Origin of the sequence: Micromonospora sp. D93 (assembly GCF_018070365.1) — a bacterium.
In the GTDB taxonomy this organism is placed as follows: domain Bacteria; phylum Actinomycetota; class Actinomycetes; order Mycobacteriales; family Micromonosporaceae; genus Micromonospora; species Micromonospora ureilytica.
On sequence record NZ_JAGPXW010000001.1, the window covers coordinates 42,685 to 65,170 of the forward strand.

Below are 22,486 nucleotides of genomic sequence, written 5' to 3' on the forward strand. Positions count from 1 at the left end.
CGGGCCTGGCCTCCGGCCCGGCTCGACCGAGGACCCTGGGCCGGGTCGAGGGACTCTAGGCCGGGTCGAGCCAGCTCTGCTCGCCGAGGCCGGAGATCTCCAGCACGCGGCGGACCTGCCGGGACGGGCGAACTGTGAGCTTTCCCGAGAACTGCTGGGCGAGCCGGACCAGGGCGTGGATGGCGGCCGAGTCGAAGAAGGTGACAGCGCTCAGGTCGAGAGTGATCTTCCCGGCGGGCTCGCGCAGCGCCGTCTGGAGCATCGTGTCCGCGGTCGCCATGTCGACCTCACCGGCCACCACCACGTGGAGGTGGTCACCGTCGATCTCGGCGCTGGCGGAGAAGACGGGCGGTGCTCCCCCTTGATCCACGCTGACACCATGGCACAGCGGCCCTGGCTGGGCAACAACCCCCACCGGGCGGCCGTGGCGCGGGTCACCAGCGGGCCCGGCGATAGGCTTGCGGCATGACCGTCCGTCCGCCGCTGACACCAGGCACGCTCTCCCCGATGCGACCGGTGCCATCCCAGATCGCCCGACCGGAGTACGTGGGCAAGAAGCGCCCGCAGGAGTGGCGTGGCTCGCACGTGCAGACGCCGGAGACCATCGAGAAGATGCGGATCGCCAGCCGGCTCGCCGCCCAGGCGACCCAGCTCGCCGGCGAGCACTGCAAGCCCGGCGTGACCACCGACGAGATCGACAAGGTGGTGCACGAGTTCCTCTGCGACCACGGGGCGTACCCGTCGACGCTGGGCTACAAGGGCTTCCCGAAGTCCTGCTGCACCAGCCTCAACGAGGTCATCTGCCACGGCATCCCGGACACCACGGTCCTGACCGACGGCGACATCATCAACGTCGACGTCACCGCGTACATCGGTGGGGTGCACGGTGACACCGATGCCACCTTCTGCGTCGGCGAGGTCAGCGAAGAGGCCCGGCTGCTGGTCGAGCGGACCCACGAGGCCATGATGCGCGGCATCCGCGCGGTCGCCCCCGGTCGCCAGATCAACGTCGTCGGCCGCGTCATCGAGTCGTACGCCAAGCGGTTCGGCTACGGCGTGGTCCGCGACTTCACCGGCCACGGCATCGGCGAGGCATTCCACAGCGGCCTCTACGTGCCGCACTACGACAGCCCGCGCCCCACGGACATCATGGAGCCGGGCATGACGTTCACCATCGAGCCGATGATCACCCTCGGCACCTACCAGTACGACATGTGGGACGACGGGTGGACAGTGGTCACCAAGGACCGGAAGTGGACGGCGCAGTTCGAGCACACCATCGTGGTGACCGACGGTGGCCACGAAATCCTGACCCTTCCGTGAGCGCGAGGAACGCAGCGAAGCGGAGTCCCGCAGTCGCGAACGAAGGGCAGGCATCGTGAGCGCGAGGAACGCAGCGGAGCGGAGTCCCGCAGTCGCGAGCGAAGGGCAGGCGCCGTGACCGACACCCCAGCGGCGCTGCGCGAGGCGCACCACGCGGACGTCTCCGGCGGCTGGCTACGCCCGGCCGTCTTCGGCGCGATGGACGGCCTGGTCACCAACATCGCCCTGATCGCAGGCGTCGGCGGCGGCGGAGTGTCGCCCCGCAACATCGTGCTCACCGGCAGCGCCGGCCTCGTGGCCGGTGCGATCTCGATGGGGCTCGGCGAGTACACGAGCGTGCGCTCCGCCAACGAACAGGTCGCCGCCGAGGTGGCCAAGGAGCGACGGGAACTGGAACGGCACCCCGAGGCGGAGGCCCGGGAGTTGGCCGACGCGTGGGTGGCCAGGGGCCTGCCCCGAGACCTCGCCACCCAGGTCGCCGAGGCGGTGCGGCGCGACCCGGAGGAGGCGCTGCGGGTGCACGTCCGGGAGGAGTTGGGCGTCGACCCCGACGACCAGCCCAGCCCGTGGGCCGCGGCGATCTCGTCGTTCCTGTTCTTCTCGGTGGGCGCGCTGGTCCCGCTCCTGCCGTACCTGCTCGGCGCCACCGAACTGTGGCTGGCGCTCGCCGTCGGCGGGCTCGGACTGTTCGTCGCCGGTGCCGTGGTGGCCCGCTTCACCAACCGTCCCTGGTGGACTGGTGGGCTGCGCCAGCTGCTGCTGGGTGCCGCGGCGGCCGGCGCCACCTACCTGATCGGCTCGCTGATCGGGGTGCCGGGCGGGCTGTGACACGCCTCAGGTGGTGAGCAACTCGTCGACAGTGCCGTCGACCGCACGACCACGGGCGGCCAACTCCTCGGCCTGCCGGGCCAGCACCACACCCACCTCGGTCATGTCCGCGCCGGCCAAACCGGTGCGCCGCACCGCGTCCCCCGGGTCACGGAAGTAGGTGCGACTCAGCAGGCCGGTCACCGTGGCCGCCGCCAGCCGGGCCTCACCGAGCATCAGCAGAGCCTGATCGGTTTCGTACCACTCGGCGAGCCGGGCAGCCCGGGAATGCGCCGCGCTGCCCCTGTACCACGCCTGCCGGGCCGCGGTGCTGAACTCCGCCGGCCGGGCCCGAGCCAGCCGACCGAGGTGCTCGTCGCGCAGCGTCCGCAACCAGCCCGTCGGGTCGTGCAACGCCTGCGTGGTGACGTACCGGTCGGCGGTCAGCGGCCAGAGCGGCGAGAGCACCCGCGCCTGGGCCAGGTAGTCCTCGGCGGCGGCCACGGTCAGATCGACCAGCACCCCGTCCACCCGCCGGGTCGCCGGCGGCGGCCCGGTCCGGGGCCGATAGGTGACCACCAGCATTCCCGCCTCGCGGTCCCCGCCGCCGTCGTCGTCACCGTGCGCCAGGGGCCCGTGCACAGCGATCGCGAGCGCATCGGCCGGGAACCGCCGCCGGACCGCCTCGGCGACCCGCTCCGCGACCGTCCACCGTCGATCGTCGAGGCCCCTGTCGACACCGGCCTGCTCACCCACGGGACCACCTCTGTTCGCGGCTGCGGGGCTCGGGCTACCGGGCGTCAGCCTAGCCAGCCGACGGTGGACCGTCGGGCGCGCCGCGCCCGGTCGGGGCCAGCCGGAAGATGTGGATCTCCCGGCCGCCGGAGCGCTGCACGTACGAGCGGTACGCGGGCCACTCGGTGACCAGCAACTGCCACAACCGCTCCCGTTCGGGGCCGGACGCGCGCTCGGCCCGCACCGTGAGCCGCCGGCCCTTCACGTCCACCTGGGCGGCGGGATCGGCGAGCAGGTTCAGCGCCCAGGCGGGGTGGTGGGTCTGCCCCCAGTTGGAGCCGATCACCACGTACGCGTCGCCGTCGGGCACGTAGACCACCGGATTGCTGCGGGGCTTGCCGGAGCGGCGGCCGGTCGTGGTGATCACCAGCGACGGGATCAGGCCGAGCGCGACCACCCGGCCTCGGGTGAGGCGACCGACCACCCGATCGGCGGGGACCAACAGACGTGCGGTCGCGCCGAACCAACGATGATGACCGAGCCGACGGGTGACTCTTCCCAGCACTGACACGCCGGTCAGTCTGCCGGCTGCCCGGCCCCGGCGGCACCCCTGGGCGGTCCCGTTTCCGTTGCCCGGCAGATCAGTCAGTCCAGCCGTCGTTCGATCGGCAGCCGGGCCCGGGTGAACAGGCCCGCCCCGAGCATCGCCACCACCGGCACCAGCACCAGGACCCCGAGCGCGGGCCACGGCACCAGAAAGGGGTACGGATCGGGCACCGGCCAGTGGCTGGCGTACTGCCGGTTCACCGAGACCAGCACGATCGCGGCGGTGCCGAGGCCAGCCACGATGCCGAGCACCGAACCGAGACCGGCGATGACCCCGGCCTGGCAGATCGCCAGCAGCCGGCGTACCGCTGGGGCCGCGCCGACGGCCGCGAGGGTGGTCAGCTCGGCGCGTCCCTCGGCGGCCGCGAGCGCGGTGGCGACCCCGGCCGCCCCCACCGTGATCAGCCCGGCCGCCGCCGCGAGCAGCAGCAGCAGCGGTGAGACGTCGCGCGGGGGGCCGCCGTACTCCACGTTCAGCGAGAGCGTCCCGAAGGGCCGCAGGGCTGCGGTGAACCGCGCCTGTTGATCGTCGTCGGGCGGGGCCGTGGTGCCGATCACCCAGCTGGTCGGGGACCAGCTCACGCCGAGTTGCCGGGCCGCGGCGGTGGACAGCAGCAGGCGGGACTGGCCGGTTGCCCGCGGCAGCGCGTACCCCGGAAGGTCGCGGACCGCGGTCGGCCGGTCCGGACCGGCCTCCACCTCGCTGACCCGGACGGTCACCAGGCCGTCGTGCAGGTAGCGCGGGTCGGTCACCACCACGCCGCCGGCGCGCAGCACGGCCGTGGCGGTGGCGGTCGTCGCAGGGTCCACACCGGTGAGCAGGGGGAGTGCGGTCCCGTCGTCGACCCCGGTCTCCACGTAGTCGCCCGGATAGTCCGCCTCGCGGATCTGGCAGCGGGGGTCGGCGCGGGCCTGCTGGCGCTGGGCCGTGGAGAGTTGGACGCCGGGCTGCCAGGGACAGGCACGTGTCAGTGGGAGCACTGGTGCGATGTCGCAGTAGCCGTTGCTCCCCGCCCCGCAACTCGCTGTCTGCACCGGGGCGACCGCGTCGACCCCGAACTGGGTCCGGGCCGCGTCGGTGACCTGGGCCAGTGTGGGCTGCCCGGCCGAGCCGATCGAGTTGACCAGCACGTGGCCGGTCGGCAGCGCCGGCCGGTAGGCCCGCGCTTCGCGGACGCCGTCGCTGGCCAGGTATCCGCCGAGGGCGACGCTGCTGGCGACGGCGGCCATCACGGCGCAGATGGCCGGTGCCGCGGCGGCCCGGTTGCGGCTGGCGTCGCGGAGCGCGATCCGTGGTGCCAGCGGCAACACCCGGCCAAGGCGGGCGAGCGTCCCGAGCAGCGTGGGCGTGCAGCAGACCAGGCCCAACTCGCCGAGGATCAGCCCGGTGAGGATCACCGCCGGGGAAGTTCGGGTGGCCCCGAACGCCGCCAGCCCCGCCCCGCCGACCACCAGCGCCAGTCCGAGAGCCAACCAGCGGCCCGGGGCTTTCGCCGGGGTGCGTCGCCCCGCGAGCCCGGCGCTGACGTCCTGCCGGGCGGCGGTCCAGGCCGGTGCCAGCGCGGCGAGCACCCCGGCCAGCACCGCGACGCCGCCGAGCAGCACCAGCGCCGTCGGCCAGCAGCGGTAGCCGCCGAAACGGGCGCTGAAGACGTACTGCTCCATCAGCGGGCGACCGGCGAACGCCGCGCCGACGCCGACGAGCAGGCCGGCGGCGGCCCCCAGCACGCCCAGCACCACACCGTCGGCCAGGACGACCCGGCGAAGCTGGGCGGCGTCCCCGCCCGCCACCGCGACCAGCGCCAGATCCCGTCGGCGGCGACGGACGCCGACGGCGAAGGCCGGCCCGACCAGCAGGACGACCTCCAGCAGCCCGAGGCCGGCGATCAGGATGCTGGTGCTCAGGTCGTCGGGGCTGCTCTGCCTGACCGACCCGAACCACGTCCGGTCCGTTGTGGTCGCCGGGCCGATCGGTTGTCGGGCGGCGACCACCACCCCATGGTCGTTGAGTCGGGACACCAGCGCCGCGTCGACGGTGCCCGGCACGTCCGCCAGCCAGACACTGTCCGGCTCCGGACCGGCCGCCGGCGCGGCTCCGGGGTGCAGCGCCACGACCGGCCCGAGGTCGTCGGGGAACTCGACCACCGCCACCACTGTGTACGCCCTGCTCCCGTCGGCGGCGGCCACGGCGTGGCCGAGGCGCAGACCCAGGCGACGCAGCGCCGTCGGACTGACCGCGACCTCGCCGGGCTGCTGCGGCGCCCGGCCGGCCCGGAACCGCACCAGCCCGCGGGCCAGCGGGTCGGTGAGGTCCAGCACCCGAGCGTTCACGACCTCGTCGCGGTGCGGGCCGCGCAGTGTCAGCGGGACGTTCGGACGCACCTCGGTGACCCGGCTGCCCGGCCCGAGCAGTGCGCTCACCTGGGCCGCGGTGACCTTCGCGGGAAGCTCGCCCTCGCGGGTGTACCAGCCCTCACCCCACTCGTCCTGCCCCACCGGGGCGTTGGCGATCCACTGCAGTTGCGCGTCGGCCACGCCGAGCCGACGGTCGACGCGTTCCTGTGGGGTCAGCTCGGCCATGTCGTAGCTCGCCGCCAGGAAGGCCAGCGCTGCCACCGGCATGGCGATCATCGCGAGCACCAGGACGGTCCGCCGCCGCGACCGGCCCGACTCCCGCCGGGCGATCCGCAGCGCCGCCCGCCAGGAGCCTCTCAGCTCGGCGAACCGCCGTCGGCCGACCGGGGCGACCGGCTGCGGCGTCACGGTATCGGCCCGACCGGGGGTCCGCGTCGGCCGGCGGACTTTCACCGGTCGCTGCCGGACAACAACTGCTCGACACTGCCCAGCGGCGCCGTCGTGTCGACCAGGACGCCGTCGCGGAGGAACACCACCCGATCGGCCCAGCCGGCGTGCCGTGCCTCGTGGGTGACCAGCACTCCGGCGGCGCCCGCGTCGATCCGGCGGCGCAACAGGTGCAGCACCGCCTCACCGGTCTGGGAGTCCAACGCCCCGGTGGGCTCGTCGGCGAGCACCAGCCGGCGTTCGCCCACCAGCGCTCGGGCGATGGCCACCCGCTGCTGCTGCCCGCCGGAGAGCTGGTCCGGGAAGCGGTCACCCAACGCGGGCAGGCCCACCTCGGTGAGCGCGGCCATGGCCAGTGCGCGGGCCCGACGTCCGCTGGTCCCGTCGAGTTCCAACGGGAGCGCCACGTTCTCCAGTGCGCTCAGACTGCCCAGCAGGTTGAGTTGCTGGAAAATGTAGCCGATCCGGCGGCGGCGCAGCTGGGCCAGCCCGCGGCGGTCCAGGGCACCCAGCGGTTGTCCCTCGACCCGAACCTCGCCGCCAGTCGGGCGATCCAAGCCGCCGGCGAGAGCCAGCAGTGTCGATTTACCGGAGCCGGACGGCCCCATCACGGCGACCAACTCTCCCGGCCGGACGACCAGGCTGACACCGCGCAGCGCGTGCACCGCCGCCGGCCCGACGCCGTGGGTGCGGTGGACGGCGCGTAGCTCCAGCACCGCGTCGTCCGACCCGCTCACCGTCGTGCCTCGTCGCCGGCCCATCGAGCCGCGTCCCGCGCGTCGGCGTCACCCGGTCGGGGCGGCGGGGGAGGCGCCGGACCGCTGGGCCGGTGCCGCACCAGACTGGTCTCGCAGTGGTCCAGCCAGCGCACCTCGGCCTCGGCCTGGAACACCATCGAGTCCAGTACGAGACGCCAGGGGAGGTCCTCCGGCCGTTCGCTGCCGTACTTCAACCGGGTCAGCTCCTGCAGGGCCCGCATGGTCGCGCTGCGCTGGGCCTGCACCACCGACCGGACGTCGACCCCGGGGGTGGTCAACGCCAGCGCCAGCTTGATCGCCAGCTCGTCGCGGGGTCGGTCGGTACGGCTGATCGGGGTGGCGAACCACAGCGCCAGGTCCGCCCGGCCGGCGTCGGTGATCTCGTACGGGCGCTGCCCGGCCTCGCTCTCCGGCAGCGGGCGCACCAGACCGTCCCGTTCCAGCCGGGACAGCGTGGTGTAGACCTGCCCGATGTTGAGCGGCCAGGTCGAGCCGGTCGACTCCTCGAACGCGGCGCGCAGCTGGTAGCCGTACATCTGACCGCGTTCGAGCAGGGCGAGCAACCCGTGACGGATGGACATGGCAACGGAGTATGCATACCTGGTATGCGTACCGCAACCGGAGTGGGCCGGTTCAGGTCGGTCGACCGGGAAAAGCGACGGTCAGAGGGGTCGCCCCGGCCGTCTTCCGCCACCGGGTGGCCCGCACGGCGTACTCGACCAGGGCGGCCAGCGCCTGGTCCCGGTCGGCGCCGGTGGTGGACGCCAGGGCGGCCCGCCAGTGCGCGGCCGTGCGCTCCTCCACCTCGGCGGCGAGCCGCAGGGCACTCGCCCGGTCGGTGACCGGGAACGGCAGCGCGTACCCGGCGCGGTCGGGCGGGACGACGCCGCCGGCCGTGGTGAGCTGCACCACCAGCGCGTCGCGCCGGCGTCGATGTCCGGCCTCCGCCTGGCGTGCCGCGTCCCGGGCCGCTCCGCCGAGCCGGACGCCGATCCGTCCGTAGGCGTAGATGGCCGCGTACTCGGCGGACAGAGCGGAGGCGAGCGCCTCCTCGGCGGACGGCTGCCTCACTTCAGTGCCTCCTGGTGGGTGGCCCGGGCGGCGACGATCGACCCGAGTAGCGCCGCCCGTTCCGCGGGCGCCGCGGCGCAGGCGGCGGTGGCGGACTGCTGGGCGGTCTTCTCCAACGCCCGTAGGGCGGCGCGCGCCCCGTTCGGATCGGCCGCCGGGGCGCTGGTCGGGGCAGCGGAAGCCGCCGACGGCACTGTCACGCCGATCACCCGGGCCAACTCGGTGGCGTGCGTGGTGTGCGTCTCGGCGATCGGGTTGAGCCGGTCGGCGAGTTCGGGATGCGCGGTCGCGCTCGCCCGGTACGCGGCGGCCAGCGCGAGCGACTCGTCGACCATCGGCCGCAGCGGGTCGGGCGGTGGGGTTGGTTGATCGTCGCGGTCGAAAAGATCACAGCCGGTCAGCGGCGTCACGGCGCCACCGAGCACCAGCAGCGCGCCGGCACTCAGGAGCTTTCGCCGGCTATGTCCGGATGCTTGGTCGCGCTGCGTCGTTCTGCCGTTCCCCACCGGCCAAGTCAACACCATGCGCGCCGGTCCGGGGGTCACCGGCGTCGGTGCGCCGCCCGGTCCACCGCCGGGCAGGCGCGTTACGCTCTGCGCAACCACCGGCGTGTCCACTCCGGTGGCGTGCCGGCATGGCGGGACGACCGGCGCCGTCGACCAGGGAGAGGGTGCGGAGATGACGCAGCGTGGCCGTGCCACCAGGCCGACGGGTCGACCCCGCGACGCCGCGGGTCCCCGCGGCGGTGACCTTGCCGCGCGGCGAGCCCGACTGCGGGCCGTGATCGAGCCGGTGGTCAACGACGCCGGCTACGACCTGGAGGACCTGTCGGTTTCCCGGGCCGGCCGCCGACACGTGGTGCGCGTGATGGTGGACACCGACGGCGGGATCGACCTGGACGCCGTGGCGGACGTCTCCCGCGCGGTCTCGGCCGCGCTCGACGCCGCGGAGGAGGCCGGTGGCGACATCGTCGCCGGCGAGTACCAGCTGGAGGTCAGCTCACCCGGCGTCGACCGGCCGCTCACCCTGCCCCGCCACTGGCGGCGCAACGTGGGCCGACTGGTCAAGGTCACCGTCCGGGGCGCGGCCGCGCTGCCGGGCCAGCGTGGCGAGCAGCCCGCCGGTGACCGTCAGCTGACCGGTCGGGTGGTCGCGGCCGACGACGAGGGCGTGCACCTGGAGACCGACGACGGCCGTGCCGCCTGGGCGTACGCCCAGCTGGGCCCCGGCCGCGTGCAGGTCGAGTTCACCCGGCTCGCCGAGCTCGGTGAGCCGGACGACGAGTTCGACGACGCGGATGATTCCGACGAGATCGACGATTCAGACGACATCGACGACGAAGATGATGTGGAGGACGAGGAGAGGTGAACATCGACCTCGCGGCGCTGCGCGCACTCGAGCGCGAGCGGGAGATCCCGTTCGACACGATTCTCGCGGCGATCGAGACCGCGTTGCTGACCGCCTACCGGCACACCGACGGAGCCGAACCGCACGCCCGGGTGGAGATCGACCGAAGGTCGGGCGCCGCCCTGGTGTACGCGCAGGAGATGGACGCCGACGGCAGCCTGGTGCGGGAGTGGGACGACACCCCGCACGACTTCGGCCGGATCGCCGCCATGACCGCCAAGCAGGTGATCCTCCAGCGGTTGCGGGAGGCCACCGACGAGGTGCACTTCGGTGAGTACGTGGGCCGCGAGGGTGACCTGGTCACCGGCGTGGTGCAGGCGCACGAGACGCGTACCGAGAAGGGCATCGTCAGCGTCGACCTGGGCAAGCTGGAGGGCGTGCTGCCGCAGTCCGAGCAGGTGCCCGGTGAGCGGTACGCGCACGGCGAGCGGGTCCGCTGTGTGGTGGTGCACGTGGCCAAGGGCATGCGCGGGCCGCAGATCACCCTGTCCCGGTCGCACCCGGCTCTGGTCAAGAAGCTGTTCGCCCTGGAGGTGCCGGAGATCGCCGACGGCACCGTGGAGATCGGCGCGATCGCCCGTGAGGCGGGCCATCGTACGAAGATCGCTGTCCGCTCCACCACCCCCGGGGTGAACGCCAAGGGCGCCTGCATCGGCCCGATGGGTCAGCGGGTGCGTGCCGTGATGAGCGAGCTGCACGGTGAGAAGATCGACATCATCGACTGGTCGGACGACCCGGCCACCTTCGTCGGCAACGCGTTGTCGCCGGCCAAGGCGTTGCGGGTCGAGGTGGTCGATCTGGCCAACCGGGCCGCTCGCGTGACCGTTCCCGACTTCCAGCTGTCGCTCGCGATCGGTCGGGAGGGGCAGAATGCCCGACTCGCGGCCCGTTTGACCGGTTGGCGGATCGACATTCGGTCCGATGCGGAGCAGACCGCGCCTGCCGCGCGGGGGGCGGCTGATCACGTGCGGGAGCCGGGCGGCGCGATCTCGGGCAGCTAGGGGTAGACTTCCTCCAGTGGTACGACGCACTCAACCGGAGCGCACCTGTGTGGGTTGCCGGAAACGTGCGCCGGCCAGCGAATTGCTGCGGGTTGTCGCGGTCAGGGACGAGGCTGGTCACAGCCTCCGGCCTGATCCGCTCCGCAGGCTGCCGGGTCGGGGAGCGAACATGCACCCGGATCCGGCCTGCTTCGCGCTGGCGGTGCGGCGCCGCGCCTTCGGGCGTGCGCTGCGCAGCACCGAGGTCCTCGACCACGGTGTGCTGGCGGAGCACGTCGATGCGCCAACCACTACGTCCGGTCAGCCCGACCGGGCGAGGGTCGCTAGCAGGGTAGGACGACCGACATGAGCACACGATGAAGTCCCTGAAATGACCAGGCTTCAAGTGCACGAGTGAGGTCGCTGCGGGTGCTGCCCGCACGACCTCGGAGTGAGGAGTGCAGTGGCAGGCAAGGCCCGCGTACACGAGCTTGCAAAAGAGCTCGGGGTCGAGAGTAAGACCGTTCTCGCCAAGCTGAAGGAAATGGGCGAGTTCGTGAAGTCCGCGTCCAGCACCGTCGAGGCGCCCGTCGCCCGACGGCTGCGTAACGCATTCGTCGCGTCCGCCGGAGCTCCGGCTCCGGCCGCCCCGTCGGCGCCCGCGTCGACGCAGGCTTCGACACCGACCCCGACGACGTCCCCGACCCCGGGCGCGCCCCGGGTCTCGGCCAGGCCGATGCCGCCTCGGCGGCCGGCCGCGCCGGCTCCCGGCCCGAAGCCGAAGGGTCCGGTGCCTGGTGCGCCGCAGCCCGCGGCTCCGGTCGCCAAGCCGGCGAGTGCGCACGACATCGAGGTGGCGGCCGCGGAGGCGCGTGCCGCCGCGTTGAAGGCTGAGCAGGAGGCCGCGGTCAAGGCCGCACAGGCCGCCCGCCAGCAGCAGCGGGACAACCCCGTTCGCCGGGAGCCCCCGGCAGACGGCGGCAACCGCCCCGGCCCTCGGCCGGGTCCGGCCGCGATGCCCCCTCGTCCCGGTTCACCGGCAGCTCGTCCGAGCACGCCGGCTCCGGGTCCGGGTGCCCGACCTGGTGGTCGCCCGCCGGCGCGTGGCGCCGGTAACAACCCGTTCGGCATCCAGGGTGGCCAGCAGCAGCGGCCCCCGGCCGCGGGTGCGGGTGGCCCCCGTCCCAACAGCCCGGCGGGCATGCCGCCGCGGCCGAGCCCGAACTCGATGCCGCCGCGGCCCAGCCCGGCGTCCATGCCGAGTCAGCGTCCGGCTGCCGGTCGCCCCGGTCCCGGTGGCGCTGGTCGCCCCGGTGGCGGTGGCGCTGGTCGTCCCGGTGGCGGTGGCGGTGGTTTCCGTGGCGGTCCCGGCGGTGGCGCCGGTGGCGGTGGCGGTTACCGAGGCGGCCCTGGTGGCGGCGCGGGTGCCGGCGGTGGCGGTGGCTACCGTGGCGGTCCCGGCGGCGGTGGCGGTGCTCCCGGTGGCGGTTTCCGTCCGGGCGCTCCGTCCGGTGGTGGCGGTCGCCCGGGTGCGGGTGGTCGTGGCCGTGGCGGCGGCGCCGCGGGTGCCTTCGGGCGTCCGGGTGGCCGGCCGACGCGTGGTCGCAAGTCCAAGAAGCAGCGCAGACAGGAGTTCGACAACCTGTCGGCTCCGACCATGAGCTCGGGTGCTCCCCGGGGTCAGGGTCAGATCGTCAGGCTCTCCCGTGGCGCCTCGCTGTCCGACTTCGCGGACAAGATCAACGCCAACCCGGGTTCGCTGGTCCAGGAGATGTTCAACCTGGGCGAGATGGTCACCGCGACCCAGTCCTGTTCTGACGACACCCTGCACCTGCTGGGTGAGCACCTGGGCTTCGACATCCAGATCGTCAGCCCGGAGGACGAGGACCGCGAGCTGCTCGCGCAGTTCAACATCGACCTCGACGCGGAGGTGGCCGAGGAGCGTCTGGTCAGCCGTGCGCCGGTGGTGACCGTCATGGGTCACGTCGACCACGGTAAGACCAAGCTGCTCGACGCGATCCGCAAGGCGAACGTCGTGGCCGGTGAAGCGGGTGGCATCACCCAGCACATCGGTGCCTACCAGGTCCACGTCCCGCACGAGGGCGAGGACCGGGCGGTCACCTTCATCGACACCCCGGGTCACGAGGCGTTCACCGCCATGCGTGCTCGTGGTGCTCAGGTCACGGACATCGTGATCCTGGTCGTCGCGGCCGACGACGGTGTGATGCCGCAGACCATCGAGGCGTTGAACCACGCCAAGGCGGCCGACGTGCCGATCGTGGTCGCGGTCAACAAGGTCGACAAGCCGGACGCCAACCCGGACAAGGTCCGCCAGCAGCTGACCGAGTACGGCCTGGTCGCCGAGGAGTACGGCGGCGAGACCATGTTCGTCAACGTGGCAGCCAAGCCGGGCATCGGCATCGAGGAGCTCCTCGAGGCTGTCCTGCTGACCGCCGACGCGTCGCTGGAGCTGACCGCTCCGATCGACGGGCCGGCGCAGGGTGTGGCCATTGAGGCACACCTGGACAAGGGCCGCGGTGCGGTGGCGACGGTGCTGGTGCAGAAGGGCACCCTGCGGGCGGGCGACTCGATCGTCGCCGGTGGAGCGCACGGCCGGGTTCGGGCCATGCTCGACGAGAACGGCAACCAGCTCACCGAGGCTGGGCCGGCCCGTCCGGTCATGGTGCTGGGTCTGACCGCGCCGCCCGGCGCGGGCGACACCTTCCTCGCCGCGGCGGACGACCGCACGGTGCGGCAGATCGCCGAGCAGCGGCAGGCACGGCGGCGGGCGGCGTCCTTCGCCAACTCCCGTGGTCGGGCCACCCTCGAGACGCTCATGGAGCAGCTCAAGGAGGGCGAGAAGACCTCGCTCAACCTCATCCTCAAGGGCGATGTCTCCGGTTCGGTGGAGGCCCTGGAGGACGCGCTGTTCAACCTCGACATCCCCGAGGAGGTCCAGCTCAAGGTCCTCGACCGGGGCGTCGGCGCGATCACCGAGAGCAACGTCATGCTCGCGAGCGCTTCGTCCGAGCCGGTCACGATCATCGGCTTCAACGTGCGGGCCTCGAACAAGGTCCGTGAGATGGCCGACCGCGAGGGCGTGGAGATCCGGTACTACACCGTCATCTACCAGGCCATCGAGGAGATCGAGGCAGCGCTCAAGGGCCTGCTCAAGCCGGAGTACGAGGAGGCCGAGCTGGGCACCGCGGAGATCCGCGATGTCTTCCGCTCGTCCAAGATCGGCAACATCTCCGGTTGCATCGTCCGGTCGGGTGTCCTTCGGCGCAACGCCAAGGCTCGCCTGCTGCGAGACGGGGCGGTCGTGGCGGACAACCTCACGATCAGCTCGTTGAAGCGGTTCAAGGACGACGCCACCGAGGTCCGCGAGGGCTTCGAGTGTGGTCTGACCCTGGGTGGTTACAACAACGTCCAGGTCGGCGACATCATCGAAACCTTCGAGATGCGGGAGAAGGTTCGCGCCTGATCCGGCAGTGACACGCTGATCAAGGGGTTTACGCCGTACGGCGTAAACCCCTTGATCATGCGGGGCGGGTTGGCGGTATCGTCCGGGGCGATGTTCACCGGAACCGCGGTCTTCGACCTGCTGCTGCCGGGCGACTCCCGGTCGCTCAAAGCCAAGAGATCATATGTACGGCCGATCGTGGCGGCGCTGCGCCGCTTCGAGGTGTCGGCCGCCGAGGTGGGTGCGCTCGACCTGCATGGTCGAGCGCAGCTCGCGGTGGCCGTGGTGGCCGCCGAGACGGCGCACGTCCGCGAGGTGCTCGACTCCTGTGAGCGCCTGGTGGCCGGTCGCCCCGAGGTCGAGTTGCTGTCGGTCCGGCGCCGGCTCTACGGCGTGGACGACGACTGACCATGGTGCCGGCCGCGCCGGGCGACCGGGGCGGCCGCGAAGGTAATGTTCGAGATGTTGGCCGGTCGGCCGGCGGCCTACGGGCCGTCGGGTCGACCGGGAGCAGGACGCCGTGGAGGTGGCGAAATGTCTGATCCGGCCAAGGTACGCCGGCACGCGGAACGGGTGCGTGAGCTGGTCGCGTCGGTGGTGCGGAGCCAGATCAAGGACCCGCGGCTCGGGATGATCACCATCACCGACGCCCGGATTACCGCTGACCTGCGTGACGCGACGGTCTTCTACACGGTGCTCGGTGACTCGGTGGCCCAGGCGGACACCGCGGCGGCGCTGGAGAGCGCCAAGGGGCTGCTGCGCAGCACGGTCGGCAAGGCGCTCGGGCTGCGCCACTCGCCGACCCTCACGTTCGTCCTCGACGACGTGCAGGACCAGGTCAAGCACATCGACGACCTGCTCGCCGCCGCCCGCAACGCCGACGCCGAGGTGCAGCGGCTCGCCGCCCAGGCGAAGTACGCGGGCGAGGCCCAGCCGTACCGGGTGGATGACGAGGACGACGAGACGGACGAAGCCGACGAGGCCACCGACGTCAAGGACACCCCGCGGGGTGGGGAAACGCGGTGACCAGCACCGCCAGCGCCCCGCTCACCGGGGCATCCGGGCTCGGTCCCGCCGAGGCGGCGTGGGCCGCGGCCGAGGCGTTGGTGCGGGCTCTCCCGTCGACCGGCCGGGTGCTGCTGATCTGCCACATCAACCCGGACGGCGACGCGCTGGGCAGCATGCTGGGCTTTGGTCTGGGCCTGCGGCAGTTCGGCGTACGCGACGTGCAGGCGACCTTCCCCGGGCCACCGGAGGTGCCGGAGCCGTTCCGTGGGCTCCCCGGGCTGGATCTGCTGGTTCCGGCGGACGCCGCCGACCCGGCGCCCGATCTGGTGATCTCTTTCGACGCGGCGAGCGAGTCGCGCCTCGGCGAGTTGGCCGGGCGGTTGTCGTCGGCGGGTGCGGCGCTGGTGCTCGACCACCATGCCTCCAACCCTGGCTTCGGCACTGTCAACCTGGTCGACCCGGGTGCGGCGGCCACGTCGGTCGTGGCCGAGCAGTTGCTGGCCCGCCTCGGGGTGGTGGTGGATAGGGCCATCGCCGAGTGCCTCTACGTGGCGCTGACGACTGACACTGGCTCGTTCCGGTTCGAGGCGACGACTCCGGCGGTGCATCAGATGGCCGCCCGGTTGCTGGCGACCGGCATCTCGCCCGGTGACATCTCCCGGCGGGTCTTCGACACCCGGCCCTTCGGCGCGGTCCGCCTCTTCGGTGAGGTGCTCGGTCGGGCCCGGCTCGAGCCGGCCGCCGCCGGTGGGCGGGGGCTGGTCTGGACCTTCGCCACGCTGGACGACCTGGCCCGGCACGACCAGCGGCCGTACGTGCTGGAGGCGCTGATCGACTCGGTGCGCTGCACCGCCGAGGCGGATGTGGCCTGTGTGGTGAAGCAGACCAGGCCCGCCGAGTGGGCGGTGTCGATGCGCAGCAAGGGCGCGGTGGACGTCAGTCGGGTCGCGGTCGCGCTGGGCGGTGGTGGTCACACGTTCGCGGCCGGGTTCACCGGTCGGGGCACCGCCGAGCAGGTGGTCGAGTCGATCCGCGGTCAGCTGGACGCGGCGCTGATCGGCTGAGGCCCTCCGACGGCTGCCGTGGCTCGCGTGGTCCGGAAGATCAGGGTCAGCTCCGGGGAGTGTTGGTCTTCCGGCGCTCCGTGATAGCGGGAAGAATCGCGGGATGGAGCAGCCGCACGACCTCACCGTGGAGGCCCCCCGCGCCTGGGACCGGCCCGCCGTCTCCGTTCCCGTCCTCGTCTGCCTGTCGCTCGTCGGTGGCCGGTTCGCGTCCTTCTCCACGGAGGCGAATCTTTTCACCCTCGGCACCGGTGGCGTGCTGATCTGGCTCGGTCTGAGCAACCGGGTGCCCCGCCGGCCGGCGCCGCGCCGGCTGGGCGCGGGGGCGGCCTGGTGGGCGGTGCCGGTGGTGGTCTTCGGGGTCTTCGAGGGCGTGACCTTCGTGCTGGCTGTCGGCGATGACTTCCCCACCTTCTCCCGGCTGGCCGACCCTCTCCTGGAGGATCACCTGACCCGGTCGGCGGTCTGGTTCGCCTGGCTGGCCGCTTTCTGGGGGTTGGTGCGGCGATGATGCGAGCACTCGCGATCGGTGGGTTCGTCACCGCGCTGGTCCTCTTCGCGGTGGTCGAGTGGATGGCCCGGCGGGAGGGTTCCCGGATCCCCACCCTGGGCGAGGTCTGCGCCTACGTGATGCGCTACGAGGTCGGCCCGGTGCCGGTGGGCCGGATCGGTCTGTTCGGGTTCTGGTGGTGGCTGGGCTGGCACTTCCTGGCCCGCTGAACCGGGTTGTCGACTGTCCAGATGGCGGGAACCGTAAGCAGTATGTGGACCTGAACGATAACTTGGGAGAAGGCCGGTGCCGCCTGGCGGTGCAGGTCATGGGCGGTGGTGCCACACCCCGTGCCGCCTCCCTCCAGGGTCGGATCGACCCGGGCTCACGCTGCCCAGTCGGCTGCTCCGGTAACCCCGGACCGCCGTGGGGCGCTCAGCACGACCGCCCGTGAGGGCCGCCGCGTGTCGGCGGCTCGCGCCCTGGGAAGAGGAGCGCCACCATGCCGAACAAGCCCAAGCCCGAGACCACCACCGACGACGCCCGCGAGCAGGCTCGCCGCGCGCTGCAGACGTCGATGGACACCCGGCAGTGATTCGAACCGTCCGACGGTAGGCACTGCCCGGGCTGCGGCGAGTCCGCGCGCCACCCGCCAACGAGGGTAAGTAGTCGGCGGGATTGCGATCCTTACCGCAGCCGTGCCAGGATCGGCGCGATGAGCCAGACCTCCGCCACCCGATCCGCCTCGCCGCGCCGGATCGCCGCGCTCGCTCTGCCGGCCCTCGTGGTGCTCGCCGCCGAGCCGCTCTACGTGCTTGTCGACACCGCAGTGGTCGGTCACCTCGGCCGGGTGCCGCTCGCCGCGCTCGCCGTCGGTGGCACGGTCATGACGCTCACCGCGTGGGTGGGCACCGTGGTCGCCTACGGCACCACCGGGCGCGCGGCCCGCCGCTTCGGAGCGGGCGACCGGGCAGCCGCGGTCGCCGAGGGCGTCCAGTCGTCCTGGCTGGCGTTCGGCGTCGGTCTGCTGATCGCGATCGGCATGCAGGTCGGCGGCGGCGCGCTCGCGCGTACCCTCGCGGGTGGTGGTGGCGAGGTGGCGGACGCCGCCGCGCAGTGGTTGCGGATCGCGGCCCTTGGCGCTCCTGGCCTGTTGCTCGCCGCCGCCGGCAACGGCTGGCTGCGCGGTGTGCAGGACACTCGCCGCCCGTTGTTCTTCGTGCTCGGCCCCAACCTGCTCTCCGCGTTGCTCTGCCCGCTGCTGGTCTACCCCGGCGGGCTGGGCCTGGTCGGCTCGGCGGTGGCGAACGTCGTCGCGCAGACGCTGTGCGGCGTGCTCTTCGCCGCCGCCCTGGTCGGCGAGCGGGTGTCGCTGCGGCCCCGGCCCCGCGTGATCCGCCAGCAACTGGTGCTCAGCCGGGACCTGCTGATCCGTGGGCTGGCGTTCCAGGCCAGCTTCCTGTCCGCGACCGCCGTCGCCGCCCGCTTCGGGGCCGCCGCCGTCGGCGCCCACCAGATCGCCCTGCAACTCTGGTTCTTCACCGCGCTGGTGCTCGACGCTCTGGCCATCGCCGCACAGTCCCTGGTCGGTGCCGCGCTCGGCGCCGGCGACGACGAGGGTGCGCGGGCGCTCGCCCGCCGGGTCGGGTTGCTCGGCGGCGTCTGCGGCGTGGGCTTCGCGCTGCTCATCGCCGCCGGCGCCGGCGTCGTGCCGTCGTGGTTCAGCTCCGATCCGGGGGTACGCGAGCAGGCCACGGTGGCCTGGCCGTGGTTCGTTGTCATGCTGCCCCTGGCCGGGGTGGTGTTCGCCCTCGACGGCGTGCTGATCGGCGCCGGCGACGTGCGTTACCTGCGCAACCTCACCATCGTGGCGGCGCTCGGCGGCTTCCTGCCGGCCATCTGGCTGGCGTACGCGCTCGACCTCGGGCTGGGCGGCATCTGGGCCGGGCTGACCCTGTTCGTGGTGATCCGGCTGGTCGCCCTGCTGCTGCGACTGCGCGACGGCGGCTGGGCGGTGACCGGGGCCATCCGCTGACCGCCCGCCGGGCCCGCCGGTCAGCAGCGCATGGTGGTCGGCGCGGGCGCGCCAAGGTCGAAGATGGTGCCCGGGTCACCTGCGGGTATCCGCTTCCCGTGCAGGTCTGCCAACCAGTACTGCTCGCGGACCCAGCCGTCCCGCAGTTGAGCGCAGTCCGCGTTCCAGGTGATGGCCTCCGCTGAACCGAGCCACAGGCCCTTCGAGGATGCCTGCACGTCGTCCGGGTGCGGCACCTGCCAGACCACGCGGTCGCGAAGTGCCACCACGCTGGCGCCGGCGGGCGCACGCAGGTCCACGTCGAACGGGTACGCCCACACGAACTCGCTGGACACCTCCAGCACCCGGATGCCGTTCTCCTCGGTGGCCCGGTAACTGACCCGGCCGTCGGCGCGGGCGCCAGGCTCCCACTCCGACGGCGACGCCATTCGGGTCGCGTACCGAAGGAAGGTGTTGCTGGTGAAGTCCGGCCGGAGCCGCTCGCGGGCGTCCGGGGCGAGCAGCGCCAGGAACGGCTCGGGATCACCCATGAACATCGAGGTGTCGAGCCGGCTCTTGATCAACGCCTTGCGCACCGACTCCAGCGCGATCCGCACCTGGGCCGTGGTGAACGGCCCGGTGGCCTTGGCCGCCGGCATGCGCACGGCCTGCTCACCCGGCGCGAAGGAGGCCGCCGGTGACCCGGCGAACAGGTCCCGTGGCTCGCCGACCCTGCTCACCGGCAGGGTCGGGCTTGGCGTGGGGCTCGCCGAGGGGGACGCCTGGATGCCGTCGGCGACCCGACCGACCAACACCACCCCGCCGACGACCATCAGCAGGGTCAGCGCCAGGCCGAAGCCGAGCAGCAGGGCCCCGTTGTGCCGGGCCGAGAAGAAGCGGACCCGGTCCCATCCGGTGGGCTGGTGCTCGGTCTGCGGTGCCCGCAGCCAGTCCGGTAGCTGCACCGGGTTGACCTCCGCTACCGCGGCGGGCGGCGGTGGCGGGTCGACCGGCTCCGGCGACGTGCGTTCCATGTTCTCTCCGTCAGTAGTCGCCGCTGGTGGCCAGCGCGAGCAGGTAGTAGGTGCCGGTCACCAACGCGGTCCCGAGGGCGGCGGCCACGACGAACGACAGCACGGCGACGAGGTGCGGATGCGACTCGCTCCATCTGCGCCGGCCGCGCCAGTGCCACACCGCCCGACGGGCGGCCCGAAGCGCCGGCCAACCCTCGATCAGGTCGTCGACATGGCGTGCCGGCGTCCGCCGCTGCGGCGTCGGATGCCGCATCCAGTCCGGAAGGTCGACCCGAGCGCGGTGCTCGTGGCCCGGGGGTCGGTCGGTGGTCATCGGCAGTCCTGATCTCACGGTGATGGCAACGGGCGGATGATCTTCGCATCCGGGCAGACGGCTGGCTGTCCCCATCCGACAAAACGCCGAATGGACGCCCCGGCCCGACAAAGCCGGCTCAGCCCCCGGGCGGAGGCTGGGGTCACGCCGGGCGTGCCCACGCAGTGCGGGGTGGTGGCCATCTGGCAGGCTTGGCCGACGTGAGCACCGATGGTCTGATCGTGGTCGACAAGCCCGGCGGCATGACGTCGCACGACGTGGTGGCGCGGATCCGCCGACTGGCGAAGACCCGACGGGTCGGGCACGGCGGCACCCTCGACCCGATGGCGACCGGCGTGCTGGTGATCGGTGTCGGCCGGGCCACCCGGCTGCTGACCTACGTGATCGGCGCCGGCAAGAGTTACGCCGGCACCATCCGGCTCGGCCAGACCACAGTCACCGACGACGCCGAGGGCGACGTGACCGCCACCGTGCCGGCCGGGCAGGTCACCGACGACGCGATCCGGTCGGCGCTGGCCGGGCTGAGCGGCGAGGTCGACCAGGTGCCGAGCGCGGTCAGCGCCATCAAGATCGACGGGCAGCGGGCGTACAAGCGGGTCCGCGACGGGGAGAGCGTCGAACTGCCGGCGCGGCGGGTCACCATCTCCCGGTTGGAGGTGTTGGCGATCCGCCGCACCGAGCCGGACGTGGTGGACGTGGACGTGGACGTGACCTGCTCCTCCGGCACGTACATCCGGGCCATCGCCCGGGACGCCGGCCTGGCGCTCGGCGTCGGCGGGCACCTCACGGCGCTGCGGCGCACCGCTGTGGGTGGCTTCACCCTCGCCGAGGCGGCGACCCTCGACGAGTTGGAACAGCGCGCCCCGGACGTGGTGAACCTGCCACTTGACGCGGCGGCAGACCGGTTCTTCGCACGCCGGGAGGCCACGCCCGACGAGGCCCGGGTGCTCGCCCACGGCGGTCCACTGGACCCGGCCGGCCTCACCGGGCCGTACGCCGTCTTCGGGCCAGCCGGCGGCCTGATCGCTATCGTCAGCGAGCGGGACGGGCGGGCTCGGGCGGAGATCGTGCTCGCCCCGGCCTGACGGCGGGGCAGGTCCGCCGGCCGCAGCCGGCGGTGTCTACCCGCCGATCGGCGGGACAGCAGAGAGGAACGGCATGCAGCGGTGGCGGGGCTACGACGCGGCGCCCGGCGGATGGGGACGCTCGGTGGTCACCATCGGCGTCTTCGACGGCGTGCACAAGGGGCATCAGGCGACGATCGGGCACACCGTGGCCCGGGCCCGCGAGTTGGGCGTGCAGTCGGTGGTGGTCACCTTCGACCCGCACCCGGCCGAGGTGGTCCGCCCCGGTTCGCACCCGGCGGTGCTCACCGAGCCGGCGCGTAAGGCCGAGCTGATCGAGGCGCTCGGCGTGGACGTGCTCTGCGTGGTGCCGTTCACCCCCGAGTTCTCCCGGGTACCGGCCGAACAGTTCGTGCACGACGTCCTGGTCGAGCACCTGCACGCGGCGTTGGTGGTGGTCGGCAACAACTTCCGCTTCGGGCACCGGGCCGCCGGCGACGTGGCGTTGCTGGAACGGCTGGGTCAGACGTTCGGCTTCGGCGTGGAGGGCAACCCGCTGGTCGCCGAGTCCGGCACCGTCTTCTCCTCCACGTACATCCGTTCCTGCGTCGACGCGGGCGACGTGGGCGCGGCGGCCGCCGCGCTGGGCCGCCCACACCGGGTGGAGGGCGTCGTGGTCCGCGGCGACCAGCGGGGCCGGGAGCTGGGCTTCCCCACCGCGAACCTGCTCTGCCACAGGTACGCGGCGGTGCCCGCCGACGGGGTGTACGCGGCCCGGCTGATCCGTCGCGGCCAGCACGAGCCGCTGCTGGCGGCGGTGTCCGTGGGCACCAACCCGACCTTCTCCGGCCGGGAGCGGCGGGTGGAGGCGTACGCGCTGGACTTCAGCGGCGACCTGTACGGCGAGCGGCTGGCCCTCGACTTCGTGGCGCACCTGCGCGGTCAGATCCGGTACGACTCGATCGAGCCGTTGATCGCCCAGATGAATCAGGATGTCGAGCGCACCCGGCGCGTTCTGGCCTGATCGTCGGGGAGTGGCGGGCCGCCACCGAGGCCCTTCGCCGGGTGTTACCGGCGAGTGCTGGTAGTCTTGCCGGGACGTCGGGTGACCGGCGTGGGGCCTCGCGTGCCTGCTCGACGCCGCGGGTGCGAGGTACCGGTCCGTTCCCGGTTCATCGGGACGACGGACACCCACTTGATCAACCCATCGAAACAGGGAGAACATGGCGCTCGATCAGGAAGCCAAGGCCAGCATCCGCGCGGAGTACGCGACCGCCGAGGGCGACACCGGTTCGCCGGAGGTCCAGGTCGCGGTCCTCACCAAGCGGATCGCCGAGCTGACCGAGCACCTGAAGGTGCACAAGCACGACCACCACAGCCGCCGTGGGCTGCTGCTGCTGGTCGGCCGGCGCCGTCGGTTGCTCAACTACGTCCAGAAGAAGGACATTGCCCGCTACCGGTCGCTCATCGAGCGGCTCGGTCTGCGCCGGTGACGTGACGGGGGAGTGGCCGGACGGCCGCTCCCCCGTACCGCGTCCCACCTGAAG

General features: G+C 72.7%; 25 protein-coding genes. 15 read left to right on the plus strand and 10 right to left on the minus strand.

Translation table 11 applies throughout. The annotated features are described in order from the left end of the window. Window positions 1-55: 55 nt before the first annotated feature. Window positions 56-370: an STAS domain-containing protein gene (locus KBX71_RS00165; protein WP_196927933.1), complete on the minus strand. Its 315-nt coding sequence runs from the start codon at window positions 368-370 to the stop codon at window positions 56-58. A gap of 95 nt (window positions 371-465) precedes the next feature. On the opposite strand from KBX71_RS00165, the gene map reads away from it, so the two are divergent. Next, on the plus strand, window positions 466-1,323 hold the full coding sequence (gene map, locus KBX71_RS00170; RefSeq protein ID WP_210815786.1) for a type I methionyl aminopeptidase: 858 nt from the start codon (window positions 466-468) through the stop codon (window positions 1,321-1,323). Window positions 1,324-1,437: 114 nt separating this feature from the next. Then, window positions 1,438-2,151, plus strand: coding sequence for a VIT1/CCC1 transporter family protein (locus KBX71_RS00175; protein WP_196927932.1), 714 nt, complete (start codon window positions 1,438-1,440; stop codon window positions 2,149-2,151). 6 nt (window positions 2,152-2,157) lie between these two features. Here KBX71_RS00175 and KBX71_RS00180 read toward each other — a convergent pair whose 3' ends face one another. The 7 genes from KBX71_RS00180 to KBX71_RS00210 all read right to left on the minus strand — a co-directional run bounded on the left by KBX71_RS00180 (window position 2,158) and on the right by KBX71_RS00210 (window position 8,626). Continuing rightward, complete coding sequence (locus KBX71_RS00180) at window positions 2,158-2,886, minus strand: nucleotidyltransferase domain-containing protein (RefSeq protein WP_210815787.1); 729 nt, start codon at window positions 2,884-2,886, stop codon at window positions 2,158-2,160. A 49-nt stretch (window positions 2,887-2,935) separates the two neighbouring features. Then, window positions 2,936-3,436: a nitroreductase/quinone reductase family protein gene (locus KBX71_RS00185; RefSeq protein ID WP_210815788.1), complete on the minus strand. Its 501-nt coding sequence runs from the start codon at window positions 3,434-3,436 to the stop codon at window positions 2,936-2,938. Window positions 3,437-3,510: 74 nt separating this feature from the next. Further along, window positions 3,511-6,234 (minus strand): FtsX-like permease family protein, encoded by a 2,724-nt coding sequence (locus KBX71_RS00190; RefSeq protein WP_210815791.1) that lies wholly within the window; start codon window positions 6,232-6,234, stop codon window positions 3,511-3,513. A 41-nt stretch (window positions 6,235-6,275) separates the two neighbouring features. Continuing rightward, window positions 6,276-7,010, minus strand: coding sequence for an ABC transporter ATP-binding protein (locus KBX71_RS00195; RefSeq protein ID WP_374102561.1), 735 nt, complete (start codon window positions 7,008-7,010; stop codon window positions 6,276-6,278). Next, window positions 7,007-7,612, minus strand: a complete 606-nt coding sequence (locus KBX71_RS00200) for a PadR family transcriptional regulator (protein ID WP_210815796.1) — start codon at window positions 7,610-7,612, stop codon at window positions 7,007-7,009. Before KBX71_RS00200 ends, KBX71_RS00195 begins: the two co-directional genes overlap by 4 nt. Before the next feature lie 52 nt (window positions 7,613-7,664). Next, complete coding sequence (locus tag KBX71_RS00205; RefSeq protein ID WP_210815797.1) at window positions 7,665-8,102, minus strand: ferritin-like domain-containing protein; 438 nt, start codon at window positions 8,100-8,102, stop codon at window positions 7,665-7,667. Further along, on the minus strand, window positions 8,099-8,626 hold the full coding sequence (locus KBX71_RS00210; protein ID WP_240639001.1) for a hypothetical protein: 528 nt from the start codon (window positions 8,624-8,626) through the stop codon (window positions 8,099-8,101). The genes KBX71_RS00205 and KBX71_RS00210 overlap by 4 nt, the downstream gene beginning before the upstream one ends. Before the next feature lie 154 nt (window positions 8,627-8,780). Here KBX71_RS00210 and rimP point away from each other — a divergent pair, with 154 nt between their 5' ends. From rimP to KBX71_RS00260, 10 genes are all read left to right on the plus strand, one after another. Next, a complete protein-coding gene (rimP, locus tag KBX71_RS00215) occupies window positions 8,781-9,470 on the plus strand; it encodes a ribosome maturation factor RimP (protein WP_196927926.1) in 690 nt (229 codons plus the stop codon). Next, complete coding sequence (gene nusA, locus KBX71_RS00220) at window positions 9,467-10,510, plus strand: transcription termination factor NusA (RefSeq protein WP_196927925.1); 1,044 nt, start codon at window positions 9,467-9,469, stop codon at window positions 10,508-10,510. The genes rimP and nusA overlap by 4 nt, the downstream gene beginning before the upstream one ends. A 16-nt stretch (window positions 10,511-10,526) precedes the next feature. Beyond that, window positions 10,527-10,859 carry a YlxR family protein gene (locus KBX71_RS00225; RefSeq protein WP_210815799.1) on the plus strand — a complete coding sequence of 111 codons (333 nt, stop codon included), beginning with the start codon at window positions 10,527-10,529 and terminating at the stop codon, window positions 10,857-10,859. 93 nt (window positions 10,860-10,952) lie between these two features. Then, window positions 10,953-13,973: a translation initiation factor IF-2 gene (gene infB, locus KBX71_RS00230; protein WP_210815801.1), complete on the plus strand. Its 3,021-nt coding sequence runs from the start codon at window positions 10,953-10,955 to the stop codon at window positions 13,971-13,973. Window positions 13,974-14,063: 90 nt separating this feature from the next. Further along, window positions 14,064-14,360 (plus strand): DUF503 domain-containing protein, encoded by a 297-nt coding sequence (locus tag KBX71_RS00235; protein WP_030489481.1) that lies wholly within the window; start codon window positions 14,064-14,066, stop codon window positions 14,358-14,360. A gap of 126 nt (window positions 14,361-14,486) precedes the next feature. Beyond that, a complete protein-coding gene (gene rbfA, locus KBX71_RS00240; RefSeq protein WP_196927922.1) occupies window positions 14,487-14,978 on the plus strand; it encodes a 30S ribosome-binding factor RbfA in 492 nt (163 codons plus the stop codon). Continuing rightward, window positions 14,975-16,024, plus strand: a complete 1,050-nt coding sequence (locus tag KBX71_RS00245; RefSeq protein ID WP_210815803.1) for a bifunctional oligoribonuclease/PAP phosphatase NrnA — start codon at window positions 14,975-14,977, stop codon at window positions 16,022-16,024. The genes rbfA and KBX71_RS00245 overlap by 4 nt, the downstream gene beginning before the upstream one ends. A 103-nt stretch (window positions 16,025-16,127) precedes the next feature. After that, complete coding sequence (locus tag KBX71_RS00250) at window positions 16,128-16,535, plus strand: hypothetical protein (RefSeq protein WP_196927920.1); 408 nt, start codon at window positions 16,128-16,130, stop codon at window positions 16,533-16,535. After that, window positions 16,535-16,744 carry a DUF6186 family protein gene (locus KBX71_RS00255; RefSeq protein ID WP_205779927.1) on the plus strand — a complete coding sequence of 70 codons (210 nt, stop codon included), beginning with the start codon at window positions 16,535-16,537 and terminating at the stop codon, window positions 16,742-16,744. Before KBX71_RS00250 ends, KBX71_RS00255 begins: the two co-directional genes overlap by 1 nt. A 485-nt stretch (window positions 16,745-17,229) precedes the next feature. Further along, complete coding sequence (locus KBX71_RS00260) at window positions 17,230-18,549, plus strand: MATE family efflux transporter (RefSeq protein WP_210815805.1); 1,320 nt, start codon at window positions 17,230-17,232, stop codon at window positions 18,547-18,549. A 20-nt stretch (window positions 18,550-18,569) separates the two neighbouring features. On the opposite strand, the gene KBX71_RS00265 is transcribed toward KBX71_RS00260, so the two are convergent. Next, window positions 18,570-19,562 carry a hypothetical protein gene (locus KBX71_RS00265; RefSeq protein ID WP_210815807.1) on the minus strand — a complete coding sequence of 331 codons (993 nt, stop codon included), beginning with the start codon at window positions 19,560-19,562 and terminating at the stop codon, window positions 18,570-18,572. 10 nt (window positions 19,563-19,572) lie between these two features. Next, entirely contained in the window at window positions 19,573-19,875 is a 303-nt protein-coding gene (locus KBX71_RS00270; protein ID WP_210815810.1) for a hypothetical protein, read from the minus strand. Window positions 19,876-20,075: 200 nt separating this feature from the next. On the opposite strand from KBX71_RS00270, the gene truB reads away from it, so the two are divergent. From truB to rpsO, 3 genes are all read left to right on the plus strand, one after another. Further along, window positions 20,076-20,960 (plus strand): tRNA pseudouridine(55) synthase TruB, encoded by an 885-nt coding sequence (gene truB, locus KBX71_RS00275; protein ID WP_210815812.1) that lies wholly within the window; start codon window positions 20,076-20,078, stop codon window positions 20,958-20,960. 73 nt (window positions 20,961-21,033) lie between these two features. Next, a complete protein-coding gene (locus KBX71_RS00280; RefSeq protein WP_124816820.1) occupies window positions 21,034-21,963 on the plus strand; it encodes a bifunctional riboflavin kinase/FAD synthetase in 930 nt (309 codons plus the stop codon). 199 nt (window positions 21,964-22,162) lie between these two features. After that, window positions 22,163-22,432 carry a 30S ribosomal protein S15 gene (gene rpsO / locus KBX71_RS00285; RefSeq protein WP_030337594.1) on the plus strand — a complete coding sequence of 90 codons (270 nt, stop codon included), beginning with the start codon at window positions 22,163-22,165 and terminating at the stop codon, window positions 22,430-22,432. Window positions 22,433-22,486 lie beyond the last annotated feature (54 nt).